At 70.6% G+C, this 23,721-nt stretch carries 20 protein-coding genes and 1 pseudogene; 7 read left to right on the forward strand and 14 right to left on the reverse strand.

Features of this window, described 5'->3' with window-relative positions; genetic code table 11:
- Positions 1-4: 4 nt before the first annotated feature.
- From OHU35_RS03125 to solA, 4 genes are all read right to left on the reverse strand, one after another.
- Complete coding sequence (locus OHU35_RS03125) at positions 5-1,144, reverse strand: ABC transporter ATP-binding protein (protein ID WP_189725154.1); 1,140 nt, start codon at positions 1,142-1,144, stop codon at positions 5-7.
- The gene (locus tag OHU35_RS03130; RefSeq protein ID WP_405504487.1) at positions 1,137-2,264 is read right to left on the reverse strand and encodes an extracellular solute-binding protein; all 1,128 of its coding nucleotides are present in this window, start codon (positions 2,262-2,264) and stop codon (positions 1,137-1,139) included. Before OHU35_RS03130 ends, OHU35_RS03125 begins: the two co-directional genes overlap by 8 nt.
- Positions 2,265-2,365: 101 nt before the next feature.
- Entirely contained in the window at positions 2,366-3,349 is a 984-nt protein-coding gene (locus tag OHU35_RS03135; RefSeq protein WP_405504488.1) for a succinylglutamate desuccinylase/aspartoacylase family protein, read from the reverse strand.
- Between the two features lie 5 nt (positions 3,350-3,354).
- Positions 3,355-4,488: an N-methyl-L-tryptophan oxidase gene (gene solA, locus OHU35_RS03140; protein WP_405504490.1), complete on the reverse strand. Its 1,134-nt coding sequence runs from the start codon at positions 4,486-4,488 to the stop codon at positions 3,355-3,357.
- 273 nt (positions 4,489-4,761) lie between these two features.
- Here solA and OHU35_RS03145 point away from each other — a divergent pair, with 273 nt between their 5' ends.
- Positions 4,762-5,508 (forward strand): IclR family transcriptional regulator, encoded by a 747-nt coding sequence (locus OHU35_RS03145; RefSeq protein ID WP_189725453.1) that lies wholly within the window; start codon positions 4,762-4,764, stop codon positions 5,506-5,508.
- Positions 5,509-5,607: 99 nt separating this feature from the next.
- Here OHU35_RS03145 and OHU35_RS03150 read toward each other — a convergent pair whose 3' ends face one another.
- The 3 genes from OHU35_RS03150 to OHU35_RS03160 are packed head-to-tail and all read right to left on the reverse strand — an operon-like array spanning position 5,608 to position 11,176.
- On the reverse strand, positions 5,608-7,047 hold the full coding sequence (locus tag OHU35_RS03150; RefSeq protein WP_359894819.1) for an NAD-dependent succinate-semialdehyde dehydrogenase: 1,440 nt from the start codon (positions 7,045-7,047) through the stop codon (positions 5,608-5,610).
- Entirely contained in the window at positions 7,044-9,911 is a 2,868-nt protein-coding gene (locus tag OHU35_RS03155; protein WP_405504492.1) for an FAD-binding and (Fe-S)-binding domain-containing protein, read from the reverse strand. The genes OHU35_RS03150 and OHU35_RS03155 overlap by 4 nt, the downstream gene beginning before the upstream one ends.
- Positions 9,908-11,176: an aspartate aminotransferase family protein gene (locus OHU35_RS03160; protein ID WP_189725149.1), complete on the reverse strand. Its 1,269-nt coding sequence runs from the start codon at positions 11,174-11,176 to the stop codon at positions 9,908-9,910. Before OHU35_RS03160 ends, OHU35_RS03155 begins: the two co-directional genes overlap by 4 nt.
- Positions 11,177-11,398: 222 nt before the next feature.
- Here OHU35_RS03160 and OHU35_RS03165 point away from each other — a divergent pair, with 222 nt between their 5' ends.
- From OHU35_RS03165 to OHU35_RS03180, 4 genes are all read left to right on the forward strand, one after another.
- The gene (locus OHU35_RS03165) at positions 11,399-13,012 is read left to right on the forward strand and encodes a PucR family transcriptional regulator (RefSeq protein WP_405504494.1); all 1,614 of its coding nucleotides are present in this window, start codon (positions 11,399-11,401) and stop codon (positions 13,010-13,012) included.
- A 246-nt stretch (positions 13,013-13,258) separates the two neighbouring features.
- Positions 13,259-15,571 carry a tetratricopeptide repeat protein gene (locus OHU35_RS03170; protein WP_405504496.1) on the forward strand — a complete coding sequence of 771 codons (2,313 nt, stop codon included), beginning with the start codon at positions 13,259-13,261 and terminating at the stop codon, positions 15,569-15,571.
- Positions 15,572-16,067: 496 nt separating this feature from the next.
- The gene (locus tag OHU35_RS03175; RefSeq protein ID WP_189725146.1) at positions 16,068-16,565 is read left to right on the forward strand and encodes a peptidylprolyl isomerase; all 498 of its coding nucleotides are present in this window, start codon (positions 16,068-16,070) and stop codon (positions 16,563-16,565) included.
- Between the two features lie 252 nt (positions 16,566-16,817).
- Positions 16,818-17,009 (forward strand): DUF6233 domain-containing protein, encoded by a 192-nt coding sequence (locus OHU35_RS03180; RefSeq protein WP_405504499.1) that lies wholly within the window; start codon positions 16,818-16,820, stop codon positions 17,007-17,009.
- On the opposite strand, the gene OHU35_RS03185 is transcribed toward OHU35_RS03180, so the two are convergent.
- The 6 genes from OHU35_RS03185 to paaA all read right to left on the reverse strand — a co-directional run bounded on the left by OHU35_RS03185 (position 16,950) and on the right by paaA (position 21,313).
- Positions 16,950-17,117: a VOC family protein gene (locus OHU35_RS03185; protein WP_405504501.1), complete on the reverse strand. Its 168-nt coding sequence runs from the start codon at positions 17,115-17,117 to the stop codon at positions 16,950-16,952. The genes OHU35_RS03180 and OHU35_RS03185 overlap by 60 nt on opposite strands.
- 433 nt (positions 17,118-17,550) lie before the next feature.
- Complete coding sequence (gene paaE, locus OHU35_RS03190; protein ID WP_229873011.1) at positions 17,551-18,666, reverse strand: 1,2-phenylacetyl-CoA epoxidase subunit PaaE; 1,116 nt, start codon at positions 18,664-18,666, stop codon at positions 17,551-17,553.
- The gene (paaD, locus tag OHU35_RS03195; protein ID WP_189725144.1) at positions 18,666-19,181 is read right to left on the reverse strand and encodes a 1,2-phenylacetyl-CoA epoxidase subunit PaaD; all 516 of its coding nucleotides are present in this window, start codon (positions 19,179-19,181) and stop codon (positions 18,666-18,668) included. Before paaD ends, paaE begins: the two co-directional genes overlap by 1 nt.
- A complete protein-coding gene (gene paaC / locus OHU35_RS03200) occupies positions 19,175-20,002 on the reverse strand; it encodes a 1,2-phenylacetyl-CoA epoxidase subunit PaaC (RefSeq protein WP_189725143.1) in 828 nt (275 codons plus the stop codon). The genes paaD and paaC overlap by 7 nt, the downstream gene beginning before the upstream one ends.
- A 10-nt stretch (positions 20,003-20,012) precedes the next feature.
- A complete protein-coding gene (paaB, locus tag OHU35_RS03205; RefSeq protein ID WP_359894831.1) occupies positions 20,013-20,330 on the reverse strand; it encodes a 1,2-phenylacetyl-CoA epoxidase subunit PaaB in 318 nt (105 codons plus the stop codon).
- The gene (gene paaA / locus OHU35_RS03210) at positions 20,327-21,313 is read right to left on the reverse strand and encodes a 1,2-phenylacetyl-CoA epoxidase subunit PaaA (RefSeq protein WP_189725141.1); all 987 of its coding nucleotides are present in this window, start codon (positions 21,311-21,313) and stop codon (positions 20,327-20,329) included. The genes paaB and paaA overlap by 4 nt, the downstream gene beginning before the upstream one ends.
- 198 nt (positions 21,314-21,511) lie before the next feature.
- Between paaA and paaI the strand changes: the two genes are divergently transcribed.
- On the forward strand, positions 21,512-21,913 hold the full coding sequence (paaI, locus tag OHU35_RS03215; RefSeq protein WP_405509163.1) for a hydroxyphenylacetyl-CoA thioesterase PaaI: 402 nt from the start codon (positions 21,512-21,514) through the stop codon (positions 21,911-21,913).
- Positions 21,910-23,229: a phenylacetate--CoA ligase PaaK gene (gene paaK / locus OHU35_RS03220; RefSeq protein WP_405504505.1), complete on the forward strand. Its 1,320-nt coding sequence runs from the start codon at positions 21,910-21,912 to the stop codon at positions 23,227-23,229. The genes paaI and paaK overlap by 4 nt, the downstream gene beginning before the upstream one ends.
- A gap of 9 nt (positions 23,230-23,238) precedes the next feature.
- On the opposite strand, the pseudogene OHU35_RS03225 reads toward paaK, so the two are convergent.
- A pseudogene (locus OHU35_RS03225) lies at positions 23,239-23,684 on the reverse strand (transposase); the annotation flags it as partial.
- Positions 23,685-23,721 lie beyond the last annotated feature (37 nt).

A 23,721-nucleotide genomic window follows, 5' to 3' on the forward strand; every position in this document is an offset into this window, starting at 1 on the left:
GTCCTCACCCCCCGTGTTCCGTGTCGGGGAAGACGCTGACGTTCGCGGGGTCCGCGGTGAGGCCGACGCGCTCGCCGAGGGCGGGGGCGCGTCCGGCGGGCAGTTCCAGCCGTACCAGTTCGGTGTCGGCGCCGCCCATGGGGCGGACGGTGACACGTACGAGCGTCCCGACGTAGGTGACCGTGTCGACGGTCCCGGTACAGAACCCCTGGTCGGGCGGGCACAGGACGAGCCGGCCGGGCTGGACCGCCGCGCGCACCCGCGCTCCGTCCGGGACGGCCTGCGGGCGGGCCGTGATCAGGCCGCCCGAGTCGAGCCGGACGGTGACGCGCTCCCCCGTCTGCGCCTCCAGGTGGCCCGGGAGGAAGTTGGCGGCGCCGAGGAAGTCGGCGACGAACGGGGTGCGCGGGCGTTCGAAGAGTTCCTGTGGGGTGTCGAACTGGTCGATCCGTCCGTCCCGCATGACCGCGATGCGGTCGGAGAGGACCAGGGCCTCTTCCTGATCGTGCGTCACGTAGATGACGGTCAGGCCTAGTTCCTGCTGGATGCGTTTGATCTCGGTCTGGAGCTGGTCGCGCAGTTTCTTGTCGAGGGCGCCCAGCGGTTCGTCCATCAGGATGACCGGGGGCCGGTAGACCAGGGCCCGGCACAGCGCGACGCGCTGTTGCTGGCCGCCGGACAGTTCGCGCGGCCGGCGGCGGGCCATGGCCGACAGGCCTGCCATCTCCAGGGTCTCGCCGACCCGGCGGCGCTGGTCCGCCTTGGACACGCCGCGCAGGGTCAGCGGGAAGGCGACGTTGTCCCACACCGTCATGTGCGGGAAGAGCAGGTACTGCTGGAAGACGAAGCCCAGTCCGCGTTTCTGCGGGGCGAGGCGGGTGACGTCACGGCCGCCGACGACGATGCTGCCGGAGTCGGGCTCGCAGAACCCGGCGATCATCATCAGGGTGGTGGTCTTGCCGGAGCCGGACGCTCCCAGGAAGGTGACGAACTCCCCCGCCGCGATCTCCATGGAGACCTCGTCGACAGCGGTGACGCCACCGTAGGTCTTGCGAAGTCGCGTGACGGACAGGGGCTTTCCGGTGCCGGTCGGCATCGACGGGGCGGCGAGCGAGGGTTCGGGCATCACGTTCAGGTCAGGCATGCGTCCACTCCTGCCAGCGCTTGGACACGGCGTCCTGGTTCTTGATCCACCACTCGACGTCCAGGTCGAAGCCGCTCTTCAGGTGCTCGGGCGAGCTGCCCAGGTTGGCGGCTGTGGCGGGCTTGAGCTTCTTGTAGGCGGCGGGCACCGAGGGGGCCATGGGGTAGATCTCGGCGTAGGCGGCCTGCACCTCGGGGCGCAGCGAGAAGTCGATGAGCCGGTAGGCGGCGTCCAGGTTGGCGGCTCCCTTGGGGATGCCGAGCCCGTTGCTCTGGCGGCGGGCGCCGTTCCACTGGTAGGCGAGGGGTGCGCCGCCCTTGATCAGGGCGTCCAGGCGGCCGTGCCAGACGCTGGAGGCGTCGACCTCCTTGCGGCCCAGCAGCACGCCGGGCAGTGCGCCGGTGTCCCAGAACTTCCGGACGTGGGACTTGATCTCGTCGAGGACCTTGAAGGCACGGTCGACGTCGAGGGGGTAGAGCTTGTCGAGGGGCACTCCGTCGGCGAGGAGGGCGAATTCCAGCTCGGGCAGGTCGGCGTCGAGGGCCTGGAGGGCGCGGTTGCCGGGGAACGCTTTGGTGTCCCAGAAGTCGGCCCAGGAGGAAGGTTTCTTCCCTCCGAAGGCGTCCGTGCGGTACGCCATCACGCTGGCCCAGTAGTTCTTGCCGACCGCGTTGGGGGTGACGAGGTTCTTCGCGACGCCGGCCTTCTTGAAGTTCTTCAGCCGGTCGTAGTCCAGGGCCTGGGTGCCGCCTTCCTGCTGGAAGAGCACGAAGTCGGCCATCGAGTCGTCGATGACGTCGAACTCGGGGCGGCCCTGCTTGATCTGGGCGAGCATCTGGGCGTACTCGATGTTCACCACCTTGACCTGGATGCCGGTCTCCTTGGTGAACGGCTCGTAGATCGCCTGCTGGTTGGCGTCGCCGTAGGAACCGCCGCTGTTGCGGACGACGAGCGTCTTGGAGCTCTTGCCGCCGCTGCCGACGGAACGGCTGGTGCCGGTGCCGCAGGCGCTGAGGGTGCCGGCGGCCGCGATGCCTGCGGCGGCTCCGCCGACGCCGCGCAGGAACGCTCTGCGGTCGATCCGGGCGCCACGCGGCTGAGCCGCAAGTCGATTCGGCACGGGGGCCTCCTGGGGGTGCTGTTCGGGATGGGGAGCGTGGGGGTGAGGCGTGCTCTGGGGTCTCGTTCTGTGGGGTGCGGGCGTACGTCAGGGGGGTGGGATCAGGGGGCCGGGTCCCGGGGAGCGGGTGCGGCGATGGCGGCGAGTTCGGCGCCGGGGGCGACGGTCAGTCCGTGCATCGCGTAGAAGACGCGTCCGGAGGCGGGGGTGTGGATCTTGTGCTCCCGGCCGTCGGCCGGGTCGATGACGTGGCCGATGACCTGGCCCTCGGTCACGTCGTCGCCGAGGGAGAACTCGGGGTACCAGAGGCCGGTGGCGTCGGACGTGATGCCTGCGACCCAGACCCATGCGCGGACGGCGGTGCCGTTCTGGACCTCGGTCTCCAGGGCGCCGAGCCGGGCCAGCACTCCGTACAGGCCGTCGACCAGGCGCCGGGCGACGGCCTGGTCCCGTTCGCCGAGCTTGCCCGTCTCGACGAGGATCGCCGGGATGCCCTGGCGGGCGGCGGCCGCGTGGCTGTTGCCGCCGTCGGCGTTCAGCCCGAGGATGATGTCCTCGATGCCGGCCGAGCGGGCCATGTCGGCGGTCCTGGCGTCGAGTTCGGGGGTCCCGGTGAGGCGGTAGCCGACGAAGTCGCGCAGGACCTCGTCGATGCCGCCGGAGTGCAGGTCGATGTACGCTTCCGCGCCGTCCAGCAGCTGCGCGAAGATCCAGGCGGCGAGCCGCTCCGTGGGGCTGCCCTCGGGATCGCCGGGGAAGACGCGGTTGATGTTGACGCCGTCGACCGGGGAGACGCCGAGCCGGCCCTGGTACACGGCCGGGGGGTTGGCGACCGGGCAGAGGACGATCTGGCCGCGCACCTGGCCGGGCTCCAGCAGGGCCGCGAGCCGGGTGGCGGCGTCGATGCCGGTGAACTCGCCGCCGTGCACGCCCGCCGTGATGACGACGCGGGGGCCGGGCCGGGCGCCGTTGACCAGGGTCAGCGGGATGTCGACGGTGAGAGTGCCGAGGTCGGCGGGGACGGTGCCGCGGGTCTTGGTGCCGGGCTCGGCACTCAGGGAGCCGACGGTCAGTTGCTCGGTCATGGTCGTCAGGCCTCCGTGCGGTCCTGGGTGGAGATGAAGTCGATGGGCCGGGACGAGGTGCCGTCCAGCGCCAGGTCCGCCGCGATGTCGCCGAAGGCGGGCGAGAGCTTGAAGCCGTGGCCGGAGAAGCCGGCGAGCAGGACGACGTTCTCCGCGCCGGGCAGGGGGCCTACGAGCGGGCGGCTGCTCTCGGTGTAGCCCTCCATGTACACGGAGAGGCGGACCGGGTCGGGGTTCAGGTCCGGCATGTAGCGGCCCATCAGCTCCGTGAAGATCTCCAGCTCTTCGGGCGCGACCGTACGGTCGAGGCGGTTCGGGTCGCCGGCCGGGCGGTGCAGGGCGCGGGACAGGCCCAGCTTCACGGAGACGCCGTCCGGGGAGGGCAGTCCGTAGCAGTGGGTGGGGGCGGTGCGGATGAACGCCGGGCGCTCCTCGCCGAACCAGGCGTCGGTGGTGGGCACGTACCAGGCGCTGAGCAGCCGGCGGACGTCCACCTCCCACGGCAGGTCGGGCAGCAGGTCGTTCACCCACGGGCCGGGGCTGACCACGGCCGCGTCGAACCGCTCGCGGCCGGCGTCGGTGCGGACCTCCACCCCGTTGCCGGTGGGCACGATCTCGCGGACGGTGGTGTAGCGGTGGATGCGGGCGCCCAGCTCCTCCGCGCGGCGTGCGGCGGTCTGGACGGTCAGCTCGGGCCGGATGAAGCCCGCGCGCCGGTCGAGCACGGCGGCGTCGCCGTCCTCGATCCGGAACTGTCCGAAGCGCTTGGCGAGCGCGTCGGCGTCGAGCACCTCGTGGTCGAGGCCGTGCTCGGCGATCGACTGCAGGACGGTGGCCATCTGCTGGTGCGCGGTGGGCCCCATCAGCAGGCATCCGGTCAGACGGCGCAGCTCGCGGCCGGTCTCCTGCTGGAGCGTCTCCCACAGGGCGTCGGCGTGCTGGAGCAGCGGCACGTAGCGGGAGTCCTCGAAGTGGGCGCTGCGGAAGATCCGGGTCTCGCCGCCGGCGGCACTGCGGTCGTGGCCCGGGGCGAAACGGTCGAAGCCGACGACTTCGGCTCCGCGGGCGGCCAGGCGCCAGGCGGCCTGAGCGCCCATCGTTCCGACGCCGACGACGGCGACGCGCTTCTTGGCAGACACGAGGGGGTTCCTTTCGTCTCCCGGGGCGCGGATGCTGTACGCCCGGTATGCGGACTCTGGAATTCCGGAAGGGACGGCGTTAGGCGATGGACCCAAGGGCCATGGCTCGCACTGTCCGGGGGGAGGGGGCTTCAGGTTGCTTCTTCGCCCACCTGCTGTGCCACATTGTGGAACGGTGTGCTAGAATCTGGCACGAGAATGGCAGTGGCGAGGAGGGGAGTCAAGGGGTGTACGCAAGGGATTCCGCGAGTTAACGGGGGAAATCAGATGGAAATGAAGAGCGTGACCAGGTCTTTGCGAATCCTGGAAGCGGTCGCGCAGCACCAGCCGGTGACAGTGGGGGAACTGACCAAGCTCTTCGGGCTGCCCAAGTCGACCGTGCAGCGCACGCTGGTCACTCTGAACGAGGCCGGGTGGCTGCGGGCGAACCGCAAGGACACCACGCGCTGGGAGATCGGCGCCCGCGTGCTCGCGGTGCGGCCGGCGGCGCTTCAGGGATCGAGTCTCTTCGCGGCCGCGCGGGAGCCCATGATCCGGCTGCGGGACGCGCTGAACGAGACGATCCACCTGTCGGTGCCGGACGCGCTGCAGTGCATGGTGGTCGTGGACCGGGTGGACTGCCACCACGCGGTGCGGACGTTCCACGCGATCGGCGACACCTCGCCGCTGCACGCCACCGCCACGGGTCGTACGGTCCTGGCCCACCTGCCGCCCGCCGACGTCGAGGAGCTGGTGGAGCGAGGGCTGGAGAGCTACAGCGACGCGACGCTCGTCGATCCGGCCGAGCTGCGCGCCGAGCTGAAGCGGGTGCGCACCGACGGCTACGCGCTCAACCGCAATCAGTACCGCCCGGACGTCTGCGCGATCGCCGCGCCCGTCCTCGACGAGGACGGCACACCGCTCGCCTCCGTGGCCGTCTCCCTGCCCGACTCGCGCTACGACGAGGCACGGCTGCCCGAGTGGGGCCGTCTGGTCGCCGACACGGCGACGGAGATCACCAACCGCCGCCTGGGCGCGTAACGGCCCGGGACGCGTGACAGGCCCCCTGGTGACGACCGGCACCAGGGGGCGTGGCACGTCACGGAGTCAGGCGCCCGGACGCGTCGGTCGGGTAGGCCCTCACCGCACGGGCACCGCGACGTACTGGTACTCCAGGAACTCGTCGATGCCGACCCGGCCGCCCTCACGGCCGAGCCCGGACTGCTTGACCCCGCCGAAGGGCGCGGCCGGGTTGGAGACGAGGCCGGTGTTCAGGCCCACCATGCCCACCTCCAGGCCCTCACTGACGCGCAGGCCGCGGTCGAGCCCCTCGGTGAAGACGTAGCCGACGAGACCCCAGGGCGTGTCGTTGGCCCGGCGCAGGACCTCGTCCTCGTCGTCGAAGGTGAGGATCGCGGCGACCGGGCCGAAGATCTCCGTGTCCATGAGACGGCTCTCGGGGGAGACCTCCGCGAGCACGGTCGGCGGGTAGAAGCAGCCCGGCCCCTCCGGCGTCCGGCCACCGACCAGCACCTGGGCGCCGCGCTCCACCGCGTCGGCGACCAGCTCCTCGACCTTGGCTCGCCCGACGGTGTCGATCAGCGGGCCGACGTCCACGCCGTCCCGGGTGCCGGGGCCCACCACGAGCGCGCCCATCCGCTCGGCGAGCCGCCGCCCGAACTCCTCGGCGACCGACCGGTGGACGAAGAAGCGGTTCGCGGCGGTGCAGGCCTCTCCCATGTTGCGCATCTTGGCGACCATCGCGCCGTCGACGGCCACGTCCAGGTCGGCGTCGTCGAAGACGATGAACGGCGCGTTGCCGCCCAGCTCCATCGACGTCCGTACGACGGTGTCGGCGCACTGCGCGAGCAGCAGCCGGCCGACGGCCGTGGAGCCGGTGAAGGACAGCTTGCGGATCCGTCCGCCGCGCAGCAGCGGTTCGCAGACCTCTCCGGCGCGGGAGGTGGTGACGACGTTCAGCACACCGTCCGGCAGCCCGGCCTCCTTCAGGATCCCGGCGAGGGCGAGGCTGGACAGCGGGGTCTGCGGGGCCGGCTTGAGGATCATCGTGCAGCCCGCGGCGATCGCCGGGCCGATCTTGCGGGTGCCCATGGCCAGCGGGAAGTTCCACGGCGTGATCAGCAGGCAGGGGCCGACCGGGCGGCGGGAGAGGAACATGCGGTTGCGGCCGTCGGGCAGCGTGCCGCACCCCCCGTCGATCCGCACGGCCTCCTCGGAGAACCAGCGGAAGAACTCGGCGGCGTACGCCACCTCTCCCCTGGCCTCGGCGAGCGGCTTGCCCATCTCGGATGTCATCAGGTGGGCCAGTTCGTCGGTGCGCTCCAGGATGATCTCGTGCGCGCGGCGCAGGATCTCGCTGCGCGCCCGGGGTGCCGTACGGGCCCATGCGGCCTGGGCCTGGACGGCCGCCTCCTCCGCGAGCCTGGCGTCCTTGGCACCGGCGTCGGCGACATGGCTGAGGATCTCGCCGGTGGCGGGGTCGTCGACGGGCATGGTGGCGCCGTCCGCGGCGTCCACCCAGGCACCGCCGATGAACAACTGGTTCAGAACCTCGGTCATGATGTCTCTCCTGGTCGGTCGGCGGAGGGGTCGAGGAGTTCCGCGAGGTGCAGGGCGCGGATGCCCCGGTCACCGGCGAGGTGGTCGATCTGGGTGGCGCAGCTGAAGCCGTCGGCCACGACGCTCCGCCCGTCCAGGGCGTCGAGGCGAGGCTGGAGAGCCAGGTCCGCGACCGCCATCGAGGTGTCGTAGTGCTCCGCCTCGAAGCCGAAGTTCCCGGCGAGTCCGCAGCAGCCCTCGGCCTCGTCGACCGTGCGGACGCCGAGGCGGCGGAGCAGGTCGGCGGGGCGGCGGCCCTTGAAGGTGGCGTACTCGTGGCAGTGGGTCTGCAGGACGACGTCCTCGGGCAGCGGCGGCGGGGTCCAGCCCTGCTTCGCAAGGTCGGTGAGGGCCCCGGTGAAGGTGTGGACGCGGTCCGCGACGCGCTGCGCGGCCTCGGTGCCGAGCAGTTCGGGCACGTCGCGTTTGAGGGCGGCGGCGCAGCTGGGCTCGGCCACGATGATCGGCCGATCGTCGCCGTCGTCGAGGTGGGCGACCGTACGGGCCATGACCCTGCGGGCCACGGACAGCTGGCCGGTGCTGACCCAGGTCAGTCCGCAGCACAGGCCGTCCTGCGGTGTGCAGGGGATGCCGGCGTCGGCGAGCACGCGGCTCGCCGCTCCCGCGACCTGAGGACGGAAGGCGCGGGTGAAACTGTCGACGAAGAGCAGGGCCTTCGCCGGCCCGGGGGTCTTCGCCGCACGCAGGGTCTTCCGCAGGGCGCGCCGGGAGGCGAAGGCGGGGATCCTGCGCTTCGTCGTCACGCCGCCGAGGCGGGCGAGGAGCCTGCCGAGCGGCCCGCGCAGCAGCAGATTGACCGGCCGGGCCGCGTACCCGGCGAGGGCGGAGGTCCTGGGCAGCCAGCCGAGCGAGTAGTGGGAGCGGGGCCTGAGCCTGCCCTTGTAGTGCTGGTGCAGGAACTCCGCCTTGTACGTCGCCATGTCGACGCCGACCGGGCAGTCGCTGGAGCACGCCTTGCAGGACAGGCACAGATCGAGGGCTTCCTTGACCTCGGTCGAGCGCCAGCCGTCCTGGACGGCCTCGCCGCGCACCATCTCCTGGAGCATGCGGGCCCGGCCGCGGGTGGAGTCGTTCTCCTCCCCCGTGGCCCGGTAGCTCGGGCACATGACGCCGCCGGAGTCACTGCGGCAGCGGCCGATACCGACACAGCGGCGCACGGCGCCCGTGAAGCCGTCCGTGTCGTGCGGGAAGGTGAACGACGTGTCGAGGAGCGGGAGTTCACGCAGCGCGAGATCGGCGTCCAGTGGAGCCGGCTCAACGATGACGCCGGGGTTGAGCAGCCCGTCCGGGTCGAAGATCCGCTTGAACGCGGCGAACGCGCGGATCATGCGGTGGCTGTACATGACCTCCAGCAGTTCACTGCGGGCCCGTCCGTCACCGTGCTCGCCCGACAGGGTGCCTCCGTGCGAGACGACCAGCGTGGCCGCCTCGGAGAGGAACCGCCGCATGACGGCCCGGCCGGTGTCCGTGGCCGGGTCGAAGTCGACCCGTACGTGGACGCAGCCCGCGCCGAAGTGCCCGTACAGCACACCGGTCAGCCCGTGCGAGGCCAGCAGTGTGCGGAAGTCGCGCAGATAGGCGGCGAGGTTCTCGGGGGCGACGGCCGCGTCCTCCCAGCCGGGCCAGGACTCCCCGCCGTCGACCAACCGGGCGGCCAGCCCGGCCCCGTCCTCCCGGACCCGCCACAGCGAGCGCCGCTCGGCCGGGCTCTCGACGACCCGTCCGCCGGTCAGCCTGCCCTGTGCCTTCAGCACGTCGAGCAGTTCGGCGGCGCGGGCGTCGACCGCGGCCTGGTCCTCGCCCTCGAGTTCGACGTAGAGCCAGGCGCGTCCCTCGGGCAGGCCGGTGACGGAGTCCGGGCCGCGCCGGACGCGCATGGTGGCCACGATCGCCTCGTCCATGCCCTCCACCGCGCTCGGCGAGAAGCGCAGGATCTCCGGCACGTCCTCGGCCGCCTCGACCACATCCTCGTAGCCGAGCGTCAGCAGCGCCGATGCCTGTGCGGTCGCCACCAGGCGGACCGTCGCGGCGGTGACGACCGCACAGGTGCCTTCGGTGCCCACGAGCGCGCGGGCCATGTCGAAGCCGTTCTCCGGCAGCAGGCGGTGCAGCTGGTAGCCGGAGACCTGGCGCGGTATCCGGCCCAGTTCGGTACGGATCGGCTCCAGGTTGTCCTCGATCAGCTTCCGGAGGTCGGATTCGAGCCGGGCGATGATTCCGGCGTCGCTGGGATCGACCGGGTGCAGCCCGGAGCGGTCGGCGACGGCCCGCACGCCGTCCGCCGTCACGACCTCCAGGGCCTCGACATGGCCGCTGGTCCGCCCGTCGCGCACCGACCGGTTGCCGCACGCGTCGTTGCCGATCATGCCGCCGAGGGTGCAGCGGCTGTGCGAGGACGGGTCGGGGCCGAAGTCGAGCCCGTGCGGGGCGGTCGCGCCGCGCAGCGCGTCCAGGACGACACCGGTCTCGACCCGCGCGGTGCGGGCCTCGGGGTCGATGTCCAGGATCCGGTTCAGGTGCCGGGAGAAGTCCAGGACGACTCCGAGTCCGACGGCGTTGCCCGCCATGCTGGTGCCGCCGCCCCGGGCCGTGACCGGCACGCCCGCCTCCCGGCAGGCCCGCAGCACCGCGACCACGTCGTCGGCGGTGCGCGGGAAGGCCACGGCCCACGGCAGCACACGGTAGTTGGAGGCGTCGTAGGCGTACGGGCCCGTCGCCCCCGGGCCGGTCTCCACCCGCAGGCCGGGCGCGATCTCGGCGATACGGGCCGTCAGACCCGCCAGGTCGCGGGTGGCGGTGGTCATCGGTCTCCGGCTCCCGACGTGCCGGCCTCGACCGCCTTCGCCCAGGCCCGCAGGCCGTCGTCCACTCCGGCCTCGTCGATGACGAGCGCCGGGATCATCCGGACCACCTGGTTCCAGGCGCCGCACAGCAGCAGGAGCAGTCCCTCGTCGACGGCGGCGCGCTGCACCCGGGCGGCGGTCTCGGGGTCGGGGCTGCCGTCCTCGGTGACGAACTCGCTGGCGAGCATGAGGCCGAGGCCGCGGACGTCGCCGATGCCGGGCGTGCGGTCGGCCACCGCCTCCAGGCCCTGGCGCAGCCGCTTGCCCATCGCCTCGGCGTTCTCGACGAGCTTCTCGTCCCGTACGACGTCGAGGGTGGCGCAGGCCGCGGCGCAGGCGACGGCGTTGGCGCCGTAGGTGCCGCCCTGGGAGCCGGGCCAGGCCTTGGCCATCAGCTCCTCGGAGGCGGCGATGCCGGAGATCGGGAAGCCGCTGGCCAGGCCCTTGGCGGTGACGAGGATGTCCGGGGTGACACCGAAGTGGTCGTGGCCCCAGAAGCGCCCGGTGCGGCCGACGCCGGTCTGCACCTCGTCGAGGATCAGCAGGAAGCCGTGCCGGTCCGCCCGCTCCCGCAGCCCCTCAAGGAAGGCGCGGTTCGCGGGCACGTACCCGCCCTCGCCGAGCACCGGCTCGACGATGATGGCGGCCGTGTCGGCGGGCGACGAGATCGTCTGGAGGGTGTAGTCGAGTTCCTGGAGGGCGAAGCGGGTGGCGGCCTCCTCGTCCCAGCCGTACCGGTAGGCCGTCGGGAACGGCGTGACGACCACACCGCTCATCAGCGGGGAGAAACCGGACCGGAAGCGGATCCCGGAGGTCGTCATGGAGGCGGCGGCGACCGTACGGCCGTGGAAGCCGCCGTGGCAGACCAGCACGTTGGGACGGCCGGTGGCCTGGCGGGCCAGCCGCAGCGCCGACTCGACGGCCTCGCTGCCGGAGTTGGTGAAGAACAGGCTGTCCAGGCCCGCCGGCAGCACCTCGCCGAGCTTGTCGACGAGGCGGCGCAGCGGCTGGTGCATGACGGTCGTGTACTGGCCGTGGATCAGCGTGCCCACCTGCTCCTGCGCCGCCGCCACGACCTTGGGGTGGCAGTGACCGGTGCTGGTGACGCCGATGCCGGCGGTGAAGTCGAGGTAGCGGCGGCCGTCCTCACCGTAGAGATGGACGCCCTCGCCCCGGGCGGCCACCACGGGCGTGGCCTGGCGAAGGTGCGGCGACAGTGCGGTCATGTTGGTCTCCCGGCCGTACGTCGAGGTCTGCTTGCGGTGATCCGCGGTACTGGTCCGACACCCCGAGCATCCGGGCCGCCGCGCGACGCGACAACGCGTGATCTGTCCAGCCGAAACGCGTTGTTCGGACGTTGTGTCAACCACCGGACCCCCCTGGTACCGCCCGTCCCTCCCGTGGACAGCTCTTGCGCAGGTCAGTGCCGCTTGTCAGAGTGACCAGGCATGCAGGGAGCCACCGTGAACCCACACCCGCCGAGCGTCGCCGACGTCCTGGCCCTGCCCGTCCTGGCCGCCGGGCAGCCCCAGGTCGTCACCGGGCTGGCCGAGCTGGACCGGCCGGTGCGCTGGGTGCACATCACCGAGCTGACGGACCCGGCGTCCTTCCTCAAGGGCGGCGAGCTGGTCCTGACCACGGGCATGCCCCTGCCCGACGACGCCGCGGGTGTCCGCCGGTACGTCGACGAACTCACCGAGGTGGGAGCTGCCGCCCTGGTCATCGAGCTGGTACGGCGCTACCACCGGCCGCCCGACGCCCTCGTCCAGGCCTGCCGCGCCCGGGGTCTGCCCCTGGTCACCCTGGCGCGGGACGTCAACTTCCTGGAGGTCACGCAGGTCGTCCACGCGCTCATCCTCGGCAGCCAGGCCGACGCGATGCGCCGGACGCAGCGGATCCACGAGGCGTTCACCGCGCTGACGCTGCGCGGCGCGGGACCTGAGGACGTGGTGCGCGCGGCGGCGGAGATGAGCGGCCGCACGGTCGTCCTGGAGAACCTGGTGCACCAGGCGCTGATCTGCGAACCGTCGGGGAGCACGGTGGAGGAGGCGCTCGGCGACTGGGAACAGCGTTCGCGGGCCACCGAGCCCGGTGACCACACCGGGGCGGGCGGCCCGGAGGGCTGGCTCACGGCGCCCGTCTCCTATCAGGGCGAACGCTGGGGCCGCCTGGCCATGCTCCAGGCACCCGCCGACGGCCCGGCCTTCGGGCCGGAGCACATCACCGTCCTGGAGCGGACGGCGATGGCCCTGACCGTCGCCCGGCTCATCCACTCCACGCCCTGGGAGCACACGGCCCACCGCACCGCCCTGCGGGAGCTGGCGGAACAGCGCCACCACTCCCCCGAGGACGCCCGTGCCCGCTGTGCCGCGCTGGGCCTGCCCACGGAGGGCAGCCGCTACCTGGCGATCCTCGCCGACCTGGGCCCGGGTGCCGAGGGAGGCGAGCTGGAGGCCCGGCTGCACAGCGAGCTGCGATCGGCGGGGGTCCCGGCCCTCGTCGGCGAGCTCGCCCCCGGCCGCCTCGGGATCCTGCCGGCCCTGCGTCCCGACCGGCCCTGGCGCCCCGTGGCGGAACGGCTGTGCCGCACCGTGCTGGGGCTGGTCCCGGGGGCGATCGTCGGCGTCGGCTCGGAGGTGGCGGACCTCGCCGACACGGCACGCTCCTTCCGGGAGGCGGCCCGTGTCATAGAGGCCACCCCGCCCGGCCAGGTCCCTCCCCCGGACCGTTCCTTCCACGAGCTGCCGGACATCGACCTGCGCCGGCTGCTGTACGCCCTGCGCGAGGACACGCGCGTCCAGGACTACACGGAGCGCCGCCTCGGCCGGCTCATCGACCACGACACCCGGCACGGCACCGAGCTGCTCACGACACTGGGCCACTACCTCGACGCCGCCGGCAACAAGACCACCGCGGCCCGTCGCGGCGGTCTGTCCAGGGAGACCATGTACCAGCGTCTGCGCACCATCGAACGCCTCCTCGAATCCGACCTGGAATCCGGGGAGCGGCGCACCGAACTCCACGTGGCGCTCACGGCGTTGCGCGTGCTGCGCGAGGGGTGAAGGGGGCCTCAGCCGCGGACCGGCCGCCACTCCTGTGAGCCGTCCGCGACCTCGTTCTGCAGAATCAGCGGCGCCCCCTGGGACGCTTTTCCATCGTGGCCGGGTTTCGGGACGCATAGCGGCAGCCGTGCATGTCGCTGCATGCTGTGCGTTCAGGCGTGTGGAGGGGGTTTGATGCGGGGCGGGAGTGCGCGGCAGGGGTCGTTTGTCGCAGGGGCCGGGGCGGCAGTCATGGTGGCGTTGGCGGTGGTGACGAACTATGTCACCACATCTCTGCCGGGCTGGGCTGAGGATCCGCGGTTGGTATGGGGTGTCTTCGGCGGGCTGGCTGTCATCGCACTCGTGCTGCAGTTGTGGGGGCGGCGTTTGGACACGGATCAAGGCGGTGCGTCAGGCGGGCGGCCGGTTGCTGTGAGCAGGATCGTGAGCGATGCGGCTGAGTCGCTTCGTCCCCCCAGCATCGACAGGCCGGTCCGAGGTCGCGAAGCCACCATCAGCGACCTGCAGCGGCTTCTTCGGCGTTCCCGGGTGGCGAACCGAATCGCAGTTGTGACGGGCACAGGCGGTATGGGCAAGACGACGGTGGCTGCCGCTATGGCCAAGAAGGCTCAGGAGAAGGGGACTCCAGTCTTCTGGATTCCTGCTCTGAACGCGTCGGAGCTCGCTGAGCACATGGTCAGGGTTGCGGTGGCATGCGGCCTGCAGGAGGAAGCACTGGAATCAGCCCGGGCCGGCCGAGTCAGCTTGGCGGACGCCGTGTGGGAACAACTTGCCAAGACCAAACGGTGGCTCATCGTCCTCGACAACCTTGATGATCCCGACATTGCCAGGTCCGGCTCTGGTCCGCTGCATGACCACCGCGGCTGGGTGCGATGCCCCGAGCCGGGGGGTCTGCTGCTGATCACCAGCAGGGTGGCTGACGGGGGGACATGGGGCGCCGGAACCACTGTCATGAGACTGGCGCCCCTGCCCGACCATGACGGTGCCCAAGTCCTCCTCGACGGTGCCCCCCAGGCCGGGAGCCAAGCAGAGGCCGAACTGCTGGCGCGGCGCTTGGGCGGCCTGCCGCTCGCGCTCCGCGCGGCGGCCAAGTACGTCGCAGCGCCGAGCAGTCGGCACCACACTTTTGCGGGCTACTGCCGAGCTCTCGGAACGGAACTCGCGTCCCTCATCGGAGCTGAAAGCCCGCAGGCGTCCGACCCTGAAACAGCGCGCGCGGTTATCCGGCATACGTGGGATTTATCTCTGGATCATCTCGCAGACAACGGCATTCTCCTCGCCCGTCCGGTGCTCCGACTGCTGTCTCTTCTTGCCTGGGGGCCTGTGCCCGTCTCATTTGTCACCCCCGAGCTTGTCGAGCAGGCGACTGGCCTGTCGGCCACTCAGTCCGGCGTGGATGCCGCCTTCAATGGCTTGTCCGTCTATGCTCTGCTGGAAGTGCCCACTGATGCGAGCGGAGCCCCCGTACCAGGGCTCGTCGCCCTGCACCCGCTGGTCCGTGAGATTACGGCCCTTGATCTGACTCAACGCACCGACGCTCTGCAAGCCTGGCACGCGGCGCTCGCGCGCCGCATTTACCAGGCGATCGCGGACGTCGCGGGGGCAGAATTGAGCGACCGCTCTGTCGCGCGGCACTTGTTCCCTCATCTGCTCGTGATCGCAGCTCTGGGCGAGAACCGCGGGAACCTGCATCTGGCACAGGCTGTGGCCACCTTGGCGGATGTGCTGCATCATGAGCGTGATCACGAGCACGTGCTGATCCTCAGCGGAATGTTGGCGGGAGCCTGGGCCGAAGGGATCGGACCTGATCACCCGGACACCCTTACTGCTGTCCACAACGTGGCGATCACCCTCGGATACCTGTCGCAGCACCAGGACGCTGTCGAGAAGCACCGGCAGAACCTCAGTACACGGCTGCGTGTCCTAGGGCCTGATCATGCCGACACCCTGGCCAGCCGGGATGGTCTTGCCGTCTCCCTTGGGGCGGCAGGAGAGCTGGACGAAGCCTGCTCCCTTCTTGAGCAGAACCACCAAGCGGCTGTCCGGCTGTTCGGACGCGACCACGACCAAACTCTCCGCAGTCGGCACAGCCTTGCGGGAGTGTTCGTAGACAGAAGGCAGTTCCAGCGTGCAGCTGCTCTGTTCCGAGAAAACCTTCATGAGTGCACCCGTGTTCTCGGTGCGGACCATCCTTACGCGCTTGCCAGTCAGTCCGGTTTGGCCTCTGCGCTGAGTGGGCTGGGCGATCAGGACGGGGCCATCGCGCTCCGCCGGCAGAGTCTCGACGCTTGCCTGCGTGTCTTCGGCTCTGAGCATCCCGACACCTTTGTCGCGCGCAGCAATCTGGCGTACGAGCTCGAGGAACTTGGGGAATACGTGGAAGCCATTGGCCTCCACGAGCGAAACCTCACCGACCGCCTTCGTGTTCTGGGCGCCGACCATCCGGACACACGTGCCAGCCAGGACGCACTCGTACACGCGCAAGCGGTTCTGCGGCCGGGTGGGGTCTTCGGGAACTTGTTCCGGAGAGTGCGTTCCAGTGGGTCGCCAAACCCGTGACACCCTGGACCGCCATCCCGCCATCCCGCCATCCCGCCATCCCGCCATCCCGCCATCCCGCCACTGCAAAGGTCACCCCGGGCGCCGGTACCCTCAAGTCCGTCCGTTGCTCCGTCACCCCGAAGGGTGGCGTCAGCATCGGCGAGCTGTCTCGCAGGTCGATCCCTGTTGGAACGAACGCGCTCTAGCCCCTCTTCAGACGACCTGTGACCGTCGCTGCAGCGTTTGGGTTTCTCAGTGGAACCGTCGAACTCATGCAGTCAGTGTCAGACACCGGCCGCGCATGCACGATGACGGACAATACGGCCAATGTCACCGGAGCTCTCCTGGGCACTCGCAGGTGCCGCCTGGCTGTGCCTACGGCGGCAGGCACCGCGAAATCCCGTCCGCGATCCACTTCCGGGTTCTGACTCCCGGGACGTCCCGCGTCTCGGCGCCGCGGGGTTTGTGAGGGTGCGGAGGGGCCCTCGGGGGTGCCAGATGTCAGGATGGGGGCATGACTATCAAGGTTTTCTTTGACATCACCATCGACGACGTTCCCGCCGGCCGGATCAACATGAACCTGTTCGACGACGTCGCCCCCAAGACCGTGGAGAACTTCCGCGCGCTGGCGACCGGCGAGAAGGGCTTCGGCTACAAGGGCTCGTCCTTCCACCGCGTCATCCCGGAGTTCATGCTCCAGGGCGGTGACTTCACCCGCGGCGACGGCACGGGCGGCAAGAGCATCTACGGCGAGAAGTTCCCCGACGAGAACTTCACGCTCAAGCACACCAAGCCAGGCCAGCTCTCCATGGCCAACGCCGGCCCGAACACCAATGGCTCGCAGTTCTTCATCACCACGATCGTGACGTCGTGGCTTGACGGCAAGCACGTCGTGTTCGGTGAGGTCGCCGACGAGAGCAGCATGGAGCTCGTACGGAAGATCGAGGGCTACGGCTCGCGGTCCGGCCGTACCTCGGCCACCGTCACCATCGCCGACTCCGGCACTCTCTGACGGTAAAGCGCCTGTTCATACAGGTCGTTGGGATGATTGACTCAGGCTGACTGCCGCATATGTCTCCCGTGCCCGCAGCGCTGGATCAGGCTACGAGCGCCCGCCCGAGATGAGCGAAGCACAGCGCGTCGTCGTCAAGGCTCCGTGCCATGGCGGGGGCCCCACTGTGAGCGCAATGGATGGGCTTGAGCTCTTGGACCAGCTGTCGGTGCGGGGGGCCTTGCGGGTCAGGGGCCGGGCGGCGACTGCCACATGGCCGGCTCGCGACGCCTCGCGGTCAGCCGCGACGAAGCCCGCCGGCTCCTCAGCACCGGACTCCGGGCATGCAGCCACTGCCAGCCCGACGTCCAGCCCCACATCCTCGACTTAATGATGGTTTCAGAATCAGCAGAAGGGGTGGCCGACGGGGTCGGCGTACACCCGGTATCCGACTGGCTTGTCTGACCCGTCGAGCAGGGTTGCGCCCAATGCAAGCACTTGTGGCTCGGCCACGTCGAGATCCGCGACCATGACGTCGACGTGCATCTGCTGAGGGTGACCAGGGCGGACCACTGTGGCGGTCCGAAGTCGTGGACTCGTTGGAATGCCACGAGGGCAGTGCCTGTCGTGGTGCCGAGCACGACGAACTCCCCAGTGTCCTGCAGCCGTGAGAGTGACAGCAGATTCCCGTAGAAGTCGGCGAGCTCGGACGGGTCAGGGCAGTCGATGACAGTGGCGTACAGCTGTCCGATCATCCCGCTGATGATGGTGCTCGCCGGGCCGACCTCCATCAAGGCCTACTGGAACTGGCCTGCGCCATCATCTGCCTGCGCCGACCCGGCAGATCACTCCGGGACGATCCGCGAAACCGTGGTGCTTCTCAGCTGCGGGTCAGGGTGCCGTCGGGCCGGCCACGGTGTAGCTGGTCTGGGTCGTCTCATCGATGACGACGACCTTCTTGCCGAGCCGTTCCGCCTCGGAATCTACGGCACAGCCGCCACGGAGCTCAGGTGTCGAAGTCCACCGTCAGCGCGTCGGAGACGGGGAACGACTGGCAGGTGAGGACGTAGCCCGCGTCGACCTCGGCCGGTTCGAGGGCGAAGTTGCGCCGCATGTCGGCCTTCCCGTCGGTGACCAGGGCGCGGCAGGTGCCGCAGACGCCGCCCTTGCAGGCGAACGGCAGGTCCGGGCGGGTCTGCTGGGCGCCCTCGAGAATGCTCCGTTCCCGAGGGAGGGCGGAGGTGGTGGAGCGGCCGTCGAGGGTGACGGTGACCTGGCTGACCGGGCCGGTCGGGCCGGTCTCGGCGTGGTGGACCTCGCGCACGGGCTCGTCGTCGGCGTAGAACAGCTCCTGGTGGACGCGGTCGGCGGGCACGCCGAGGCCGGCCAGGACCTGCTGGGCGGCGCGGACCATGCCGTGCGGGCCGCACAGCCACCAGTGGTCGGCGGAGTCCACGTCCACCAGCGCGTCGACGAGGGCCGAGAGCCGGTCGGCGTCGAGGCGGCCGGAGAGCACCTCGGCCTCACGGGGTTCGCGGGAGAGGACATGGGCGACCTGGAACCGCGTCGGATACAGGTCCTTCAGGTCGGCGAGCTCGTCGGCGAACATCACGGTGCCGGTGCGGCGGTTGCCATAGAGGAGGGTGACCGTCGAGCGGGAGTCGGCGGCCAGGACGGACTCGGCGATGGAGACCATGGGCGTGATGCCGGAGCCTGCCGCGATCAGGACATGGTGGCCGGGAGCGCTGAGGTCGGGCGTGAAGGCACCGGTGGGTGCCATGACCTCGACCGTGTCGCCGGGGTGTACGTCACGCACCAGCCAGGAGGAGAAGAGGCCGCCCGGTACGACCCGGACGCCGATGCGCGGGGCGGTGCCGGCAGGTGAGCAGATCGAGTACGAGCGGCGCTCGTCCCTGCCGTCGATCTCGCGCCGCAGGGTGAGCGACTGGCCCGGCTCGAAGGCGAACTCCTCGGCCAGCTCGGCCGGGATGTCGAAGCTGACGGCTGCCGCGTCCTCGCACAGCGGCTGCACGGCGGCGACCCGCAGGGGGTGGAAGACCGGACGTCGGCGGGCACGAGCGCGGGCCGCCGGGGCGGGGGCCGGCTCCATCAGGTCGTCCATCAGATCTCCTTGACGTACTCGAACGGCTCGCGGCAGGCGAGGCAGCGCCACAGGGACTTGCAGGACGTGGCGGCGAAGCGGGAGGTCTCCTCGGTGTCGTGGAAACCGCAGCGCGGACAGGGCACCGAGCGGCGGGTCGGCGACAGCACGAGCGGGACCGGGCCGGTGGTGCGCGCGGGCGCGGCCCCGGGCGGGGCGATGCCGTGCTCGGCGAGCTTGCGCCGGCCGTCCGGGGTGATCCAGTCGCTGGTCCACGGCGGGTCGAGGACGGTGCGGATCTCCACGCGCGCGTAGCCCGCGTCCCGGAGCCGGGCGGCCACTCCGGCGCGCATCTCCGCCATCGCCGGGCAGCCCGAGTAGGTCGGGGTCAGGCTCGCGACCACCGTCCCGTCCGGGGTCAGGGACACGTCGCGCAGCACGCCGAGGTCGGCCAGGGTGAGCATGGGCAGCTCGGGGTCGGGCACCTGCTCGGCGATGCGCCGGGCCCGCCGCTCGTCCAGGAGTGTCGTCACCATGTCGCCTCCGGGTGGGCGCGGGCGATGCCCTGCAACTCGGCCAGCAGCGGGGCGAGATGCTCGGTGTGCTCCCCGGTGCGGCCCGAGCCGGGCAGCGGCCGGTAGACGGGCATGGGCAGCCCGGCCGCCTCGGTGACCTGGCGCAGGACGGCGACGACCTCGTCCCGTACGTCGTGCGCCGTGAACAGCTCGCCGAGATACGGCGCGACCTGCTCCAGCGCCCTGCGCGTCCGGCGGTGCGATTCCTCGGTGCCGTCACCGAGGCGCACCACCCACTCGGCCGCGTACTGCCGGTGGTAGGCCAGCTCCTTCACACCCTTGGCCGCGATCGCCGCCAGCACCGGGTCCCGGTGGGCGGCGAGCCGCTCGAAGTACGCGAGGCGCCAGCTCGCGAACACCAGCAGCCGTACGGTCGAGAACGCGAAATCGTCGTTGGGCAGTTCGGCCAGGCGTACGTTGCGGAAGTCGCCGGCGTCCCGGAAGTAGGCGTAGGCGTCCTCGCCGCGGCCGGTGCCGTCGACCTGGCCCGCGCGGGAGTAGAGCAGGCGGGCCTGGCCCAGCAGATCGAGTCCGATGTTGGCCAACGCCACCTCCTCCTCCAGCTCGGGGGCCCGGGTGGTCCACTCGGCGAGCCGCTGGGCCGCGACCAGGGCGTCGTCGGCCAGGGTGACGCAGAGGGCGGCCAGTTCACCGGCGTCGACGCCGTCGGGCACGGCCGTGTCCACGCCGTGCAGGGGGTCCTCGAAGCCGGTGCCGTAGGCCCAGCGGGTGTCGTCCTCGTGTCCCTCGGCGAGGGTCATGTAGACGTGGTCGTCACTCATGCCCTCTCCTTCAGATGTGCGGGACGTCGGCGGGGATGTCGTAGAACGTCGGGTGCCGGTAGACCTTGTCGGCGCTGGGCGCGAAGAACGGGTCCTTCTCGTCGCGCGTGGAGGCGGCGATGTGCTCCGAGCGCACCACCCAGATGCTCACGCCCTCGTTGCGCCGCGTGTACAGGTCGCGGGCGTGGGTGAGCGCCATGCGGTCGTCGGCGGCGTGCAGCGAGCCCACATGGACGTGGTTCAGGCCGCGCTTGCCGCGCACGAACACCTCGTACAACGGCCAGTCCTGCTTCTCGGACGGCGTTTCGGACGGCTTCTCGGGGGTCATGCCACCGCTCCCTTCTGTGCGCGGGCCGCCTGTTTGGCGGCGTGGGCGGTGGCCGCCTCGCGCACCCAGGTGCCCTCCTCGTGGGCCGTGCGGCGTCGCTCCGTCCGCTGGGCGTTGCACGGGCCGTCGCCCTTGATGACCCGCATCAGCTCGTCCCAGTCGGGAGTGCCGAAGTCGTGGTGTCCCCGCTCGTCGTTCCAGCGCAGCTCCGGGTCCGGGAGCGTCACGCCGAGCTTCTCGGCCTGCGGGACGGTCATGTCGACGAAACGCTGACGCAGTTCGTCGTTGCTGTGCCGCTTGATCTTCCAGGCCATCGACTGCGCGGAGTTGGGCGAGGCGTCGTCGGGCGGGCCGAACATCATCAGCGACGGCCACCACCAGCGGTCCACCGCGTCCTGCACCATCTCCCGCTGTGCCGCGGTGCCCCGCATCATCGTCATCAGCAGCTCGTAGCCCTGCCGCTGGTGGAACGACTCCTCCTTGCAGATCCGCACCATCGCGCGCGCGTACGGCCCGTACGAAGACCTGCACAGCGGCACCTGGTTGCAGATCGCGGCGCCGTCCACGAACCAGCCGATCACCCCGACGTCCGCGAAGCTCAGCGTGGGGTAGTTGAAGATCGACGAGTACTTCTGGCGGCCCTCGATCAGCCGGTCCGTGAGATCCGCGCGGTCCGCGCCCAGCGTCTCCGCCGCCGAGTACAGATACAGCCCGTGCCCGGCCTCGTCCTGGACCTTCGCGAACAGAATGGCCTTGCGGCGCAGCGACGGCGCGCGCGTGATCCACTCGCCCTCCGGCTGCATGCCGATGATCTCCGAGTGCGCGTGCTGCGCGATCTGACGGATCAGTGTCTTCCGGTAGCCCTCCGGCATCCAGTCGCGCGGCTCGATCCGCTGGTCCCGCGCGATCGTCGCGTCGAAGTGCTGCTGGAGAACCGGCTCGGCGCCGTCCGCCCCCTCGGGGCTGGAGTGTGTCGTATCCATCCGTCCCACTTCCCAACCGACCATTCGTTCGGTCCATGATAGGACAGGCCCGGCCGCCTTGGTAAGCCCTCGACCCTTGACATGCGCACAGGCCATGGGATTACTTGGCAACGCCGAAGCTAACCGAATGTTCGGTCGGTAGACAAGGTGGTGCGAGAGGTGACCCATACCGCTGACGCGACGCCGGCCGCGGAGGCGATGTTCGCCGCGGACAAGGCCTCACGCGGGCTCGGTGTCGAGCTGCTCGAGCAGGGCGAAGGAACCGCCGTGCTCCGGATGACCGTGACCCCGGGGATGGTGAACGGGCACGGGATCGCCCACGGGGGCTACGTCTTCCTGCTCGCGGACAGCGCCTTCGCCTGCGCCTGCAACAGCCACGGCCCGGTGACCGTCGCGGCAGGGGCCGACGTCACCTTCGTGGCCCCGGCGTACGAGGGCGACGTGCTCGTGGCGCGTGCCGAGGAACGCACCCGGTTCGGCCGCAGCGGCCTCTACGACGTGAGCGTGCTGCGGGGCGACGAGGTGATAGCGGAGTTCCGGGGCCGCAGCCGCACCATCGGGAGCACGAGCGCGAGTACGACGTCGAAGGAGTCGCGATGACCGGGCAGCGGCGGGGTGAGCCCCTCCCCCACGATCTGCTGGACGACGCCGAGCGCCTCACCCGCGAGCAGCTGCGCGAGCTGCAGCTCGACCGGCTGCGCCGGAGTCTGCGGCATGCCTACGACAACGTGGAGACGTACCGGAAGAAGTTCGACGCCGCCGGGGTCACGCCCGAGGACTGCCGCTCGCTGGAGGACCTGTCCCGGTTCCCCTTCACGACCAAGGCCGATCTGCGCGACACCTACCCGTTCGGCATGTTCGCCGTCCCCATGGACCAGGTCCGCCGCGTTCACGCGTCCAGCGGCACCACGGGCCGCCCGACGGTCGTCGGCTACACGGAGAACGACCTGTCGATGTGGGCGGACCTCGTCGCCCGCTCGATCCGGGCCGCCGGCGGACGCCCGGGCCACAAGGTGCACATCTCCTACGGCTACGGGCTGTTCACCGGAGGTCTCGGCGCGCACTACGGCGCCGAGCGCGCCGGCTGTCTTGTGATCCCGGCCTCCGGGGGCATGACCGCACGCCAGGTGCAGATCATCCAGGACTTCGAGCCCGAGATCATCATGGTCACGCCGTCCTACATGCTGACGCTCCTCGACGAGTTCGAGCGTCAGGGCATCGACCCGCGCTCCACGTCCCTGCGGGTGGGCATCTTCGGTGCCGAGCCGTGGACGGAGGAGATGCGCCGCGAGATCGAGGAGCGCATGGACCTCCACGCCGTCGACATATACGGCCTGTCCGAGGTGATCGGCCCGGGGGTCGCGCAGGAGTGCGTGGAGACCAAGGACGGCCTGCACGTATGGGAGGACCATTTCCTTCCCGAGGTCGTCGACCCGATCACGGGTGAGGTGCTACCCGAGGGCGAGGAGGGCGAGCTGGTCTTCACGTCCCTGACCAAGGAGGCGTTGCCGGTCGTCCGCTACCGCACCCGCGACCTGACCCGGCTGCTGCCCGGCACGGCCCGGCCCGCCTTCCGCCGCATCCAGAAGATCACCGGCCGCTGCGACGACATGATCATCCTGCGCGGGGTGAACGTCTTCCCCAGCCAGATCGAGGAGATCGTCCTGCGCACGCCCGGCGTCGCCCCGCACTTCCAGATCCAGCTGACCCGGCGCGGCCGCATGGACCATATGACCGTCCACGTCGAGAGCCGCCCGGGCACGCCCGCCGACCGTCGCGAGGCCGCCGCCCGCGCGATCGCGCAGGACGTCAAGGACGGCGTCGGCGTCACCGTCGACGTGGCGATCGTCGAACCGGAGACGCTGGAGCGGTCCGTGGGCAAGCTGCGCCGGGTGAAGGATCTGCGCGAGGACTGAGCTTGTTCTTTAACCTGAGTGTTTCTTGCGTTCTTGAAGCGTGGTGCCCCGTTTGGTGGTTTTGCCGACGTCGTAGCGGTTGGCGGGCCGACGGTTCTTCGAGCCGGGTGGGCGTCCGGGACCGGCGGTGGTGGGTTCGGCGCACCGGCCGGTCGGGTGGTCTTCGCGCGGAGGTTCCGAAACCCTCGACGGACCCGTGCCGGGGTGAGCTGACCTGCGGGAGCGGGGCGTTCCCACGGCCGGCGCAGATCCGCGGTGAGGTGCCGGGCCAGGCGTAGCTGGGTGTACGCGGCGATCATGAGCCAGGTCCACCGGTCCGCAGCGCGGGGGTCGCGGAGCCTCGGCACGGTCCAGCCGAGGGGCTGCCTGAAAAACCGGAACGTGTGGTCAAGGTCGAAGCGGCACAAGAACATCTGCCACAACCGGTCTACACGCGAGGATGACGCGCCCACGCGATCAAAGTGCCTTCCCACACCAGCAGATCACCGTCGT

Origin of the sequence: Streptomyces purpurascens, assembly GCF_045040895.1 — a bacterium.
Taxonomy (GTDB): Bacteria; Actinomycetota; Actinomycetes; order Streptomycetales; family Streptomycetaceae; genus Streptomyces; species Streptomyces purpurascens.

Excerpts from the sequence above, each read along its gene's own strand:
- OHU35_RS03125 (WP_189725154.1), bottom strand. The coding sequence starts at position 1,144 with ATGCCTGACCTGAACGTGATGCCCGAACCCTCGCTCGCCGCCCCGTCG.
- OHU35_RS03135 (WP_405504488.1), bottom strand. The coding sequence starts at position 3,349 with ATGACCGAGCAACTGACCGTCGGCTCCCTGAGTGCCGAGCCCGGCACC.
- OHU35_RS03145 (WP_189725453.1), top strand. The coding sequence starts at position 4,762 with ATGAAGAGCGTGACCAGGTCTTTGCGAATCCTGGAAGCGGTCGCGCAG.
- OHU35_RS03150 (WP_359894819.1), bottom strand. The coding sequence starts at position 7,047 with ATGACCGAGGTTCTGAACCAGTTGTTCATCGGCGGTGCCTGGGTGGAC.
- OHU35_RS03155 (WP_405504492.1), bottom strand. The coding sequence starts at position 9,911 with ATGACCACCGCCACCCGCGACCTGGCGGGTCTGACGGCCCGTATCGCC.
- OHU35_RS03160 (WP_189725149.1), bottom strand. The coding sequence starts at position 11,176 with ATGACCGCACTGTCGCCGCACCTTCGCCAGGCCACGCCCGTGGTGGCC.
- OHU35_RS03165 (WP_405504494.1), top strand. The coding sequence starts at position 11,399 with ATGCAGGGAGCCACCGTGAACCCACACCCGCCGAGCGTCGCCGACGTC.
- OHU35_RS03175 (WP_189725146.1), top strand. The coding sequence starts at position 16,068 with ATGACTATCAAGGTTTTCTTTGACATCACCATCGACGACGTTCCCGCC.
- OHU35_RS03180 (WP_405504499.1), top strand. The coding sequence starts at position 16,818 with ATGGCCGGCTCGCGACGCCTCGCGGTCAGCCGCGACGAAGCCCGCCGG.
- paaE (WP_229873011.1), bottom strand. The coding sequence starts at position 18,666 with ATGGACGACCTGATGGAGCCGGCCCCCGCCCCGGCGGCCCGCGCTCGT.
- paaD (WP_189725144.1), bottom strand. The coding sequence starts at position 19,181 with ATGGTGACGACACTCCTGGACGAGCGGCGGGCCCGGCGCATCGCCGAG.
- paaC (WP_189725143.1), bottom strand. The coding sequence starts at position 20,002 with ATGAGTGACGACCACGTCTACATGACCCTCGCCGAGGGACACGAGGAC.
- paaB (WP_359894831.1), bottom strand. The coding sequence starts at position 20,330 with ATGACCCCCGAGAAGCCGTCCGAAACGCCGTCCGAGAAGCAGGACTGG.
- paaA (WP_189725141.1), bottom strand. The coding sequence starts at position 21,313 with ATGGATACGACACACTCCAGCCCCGAGGGGGCGGACGGCGCCGAGCCG.
- paaI (WP_405509163.1), top strand. The coding sequence starts at position 21,512 with ATGTTCGCCGCGGACAAGGCCTCACGCGGGCTCGGTGTCGAGCTGCTC.
- paaK (WP_405504505.1), top strand. The coding sequence starts at position 21,910 with ATGACCGGGCAGCGGCGGGGTGAGCCCCTCCCCCACGATCTGCTGGAC.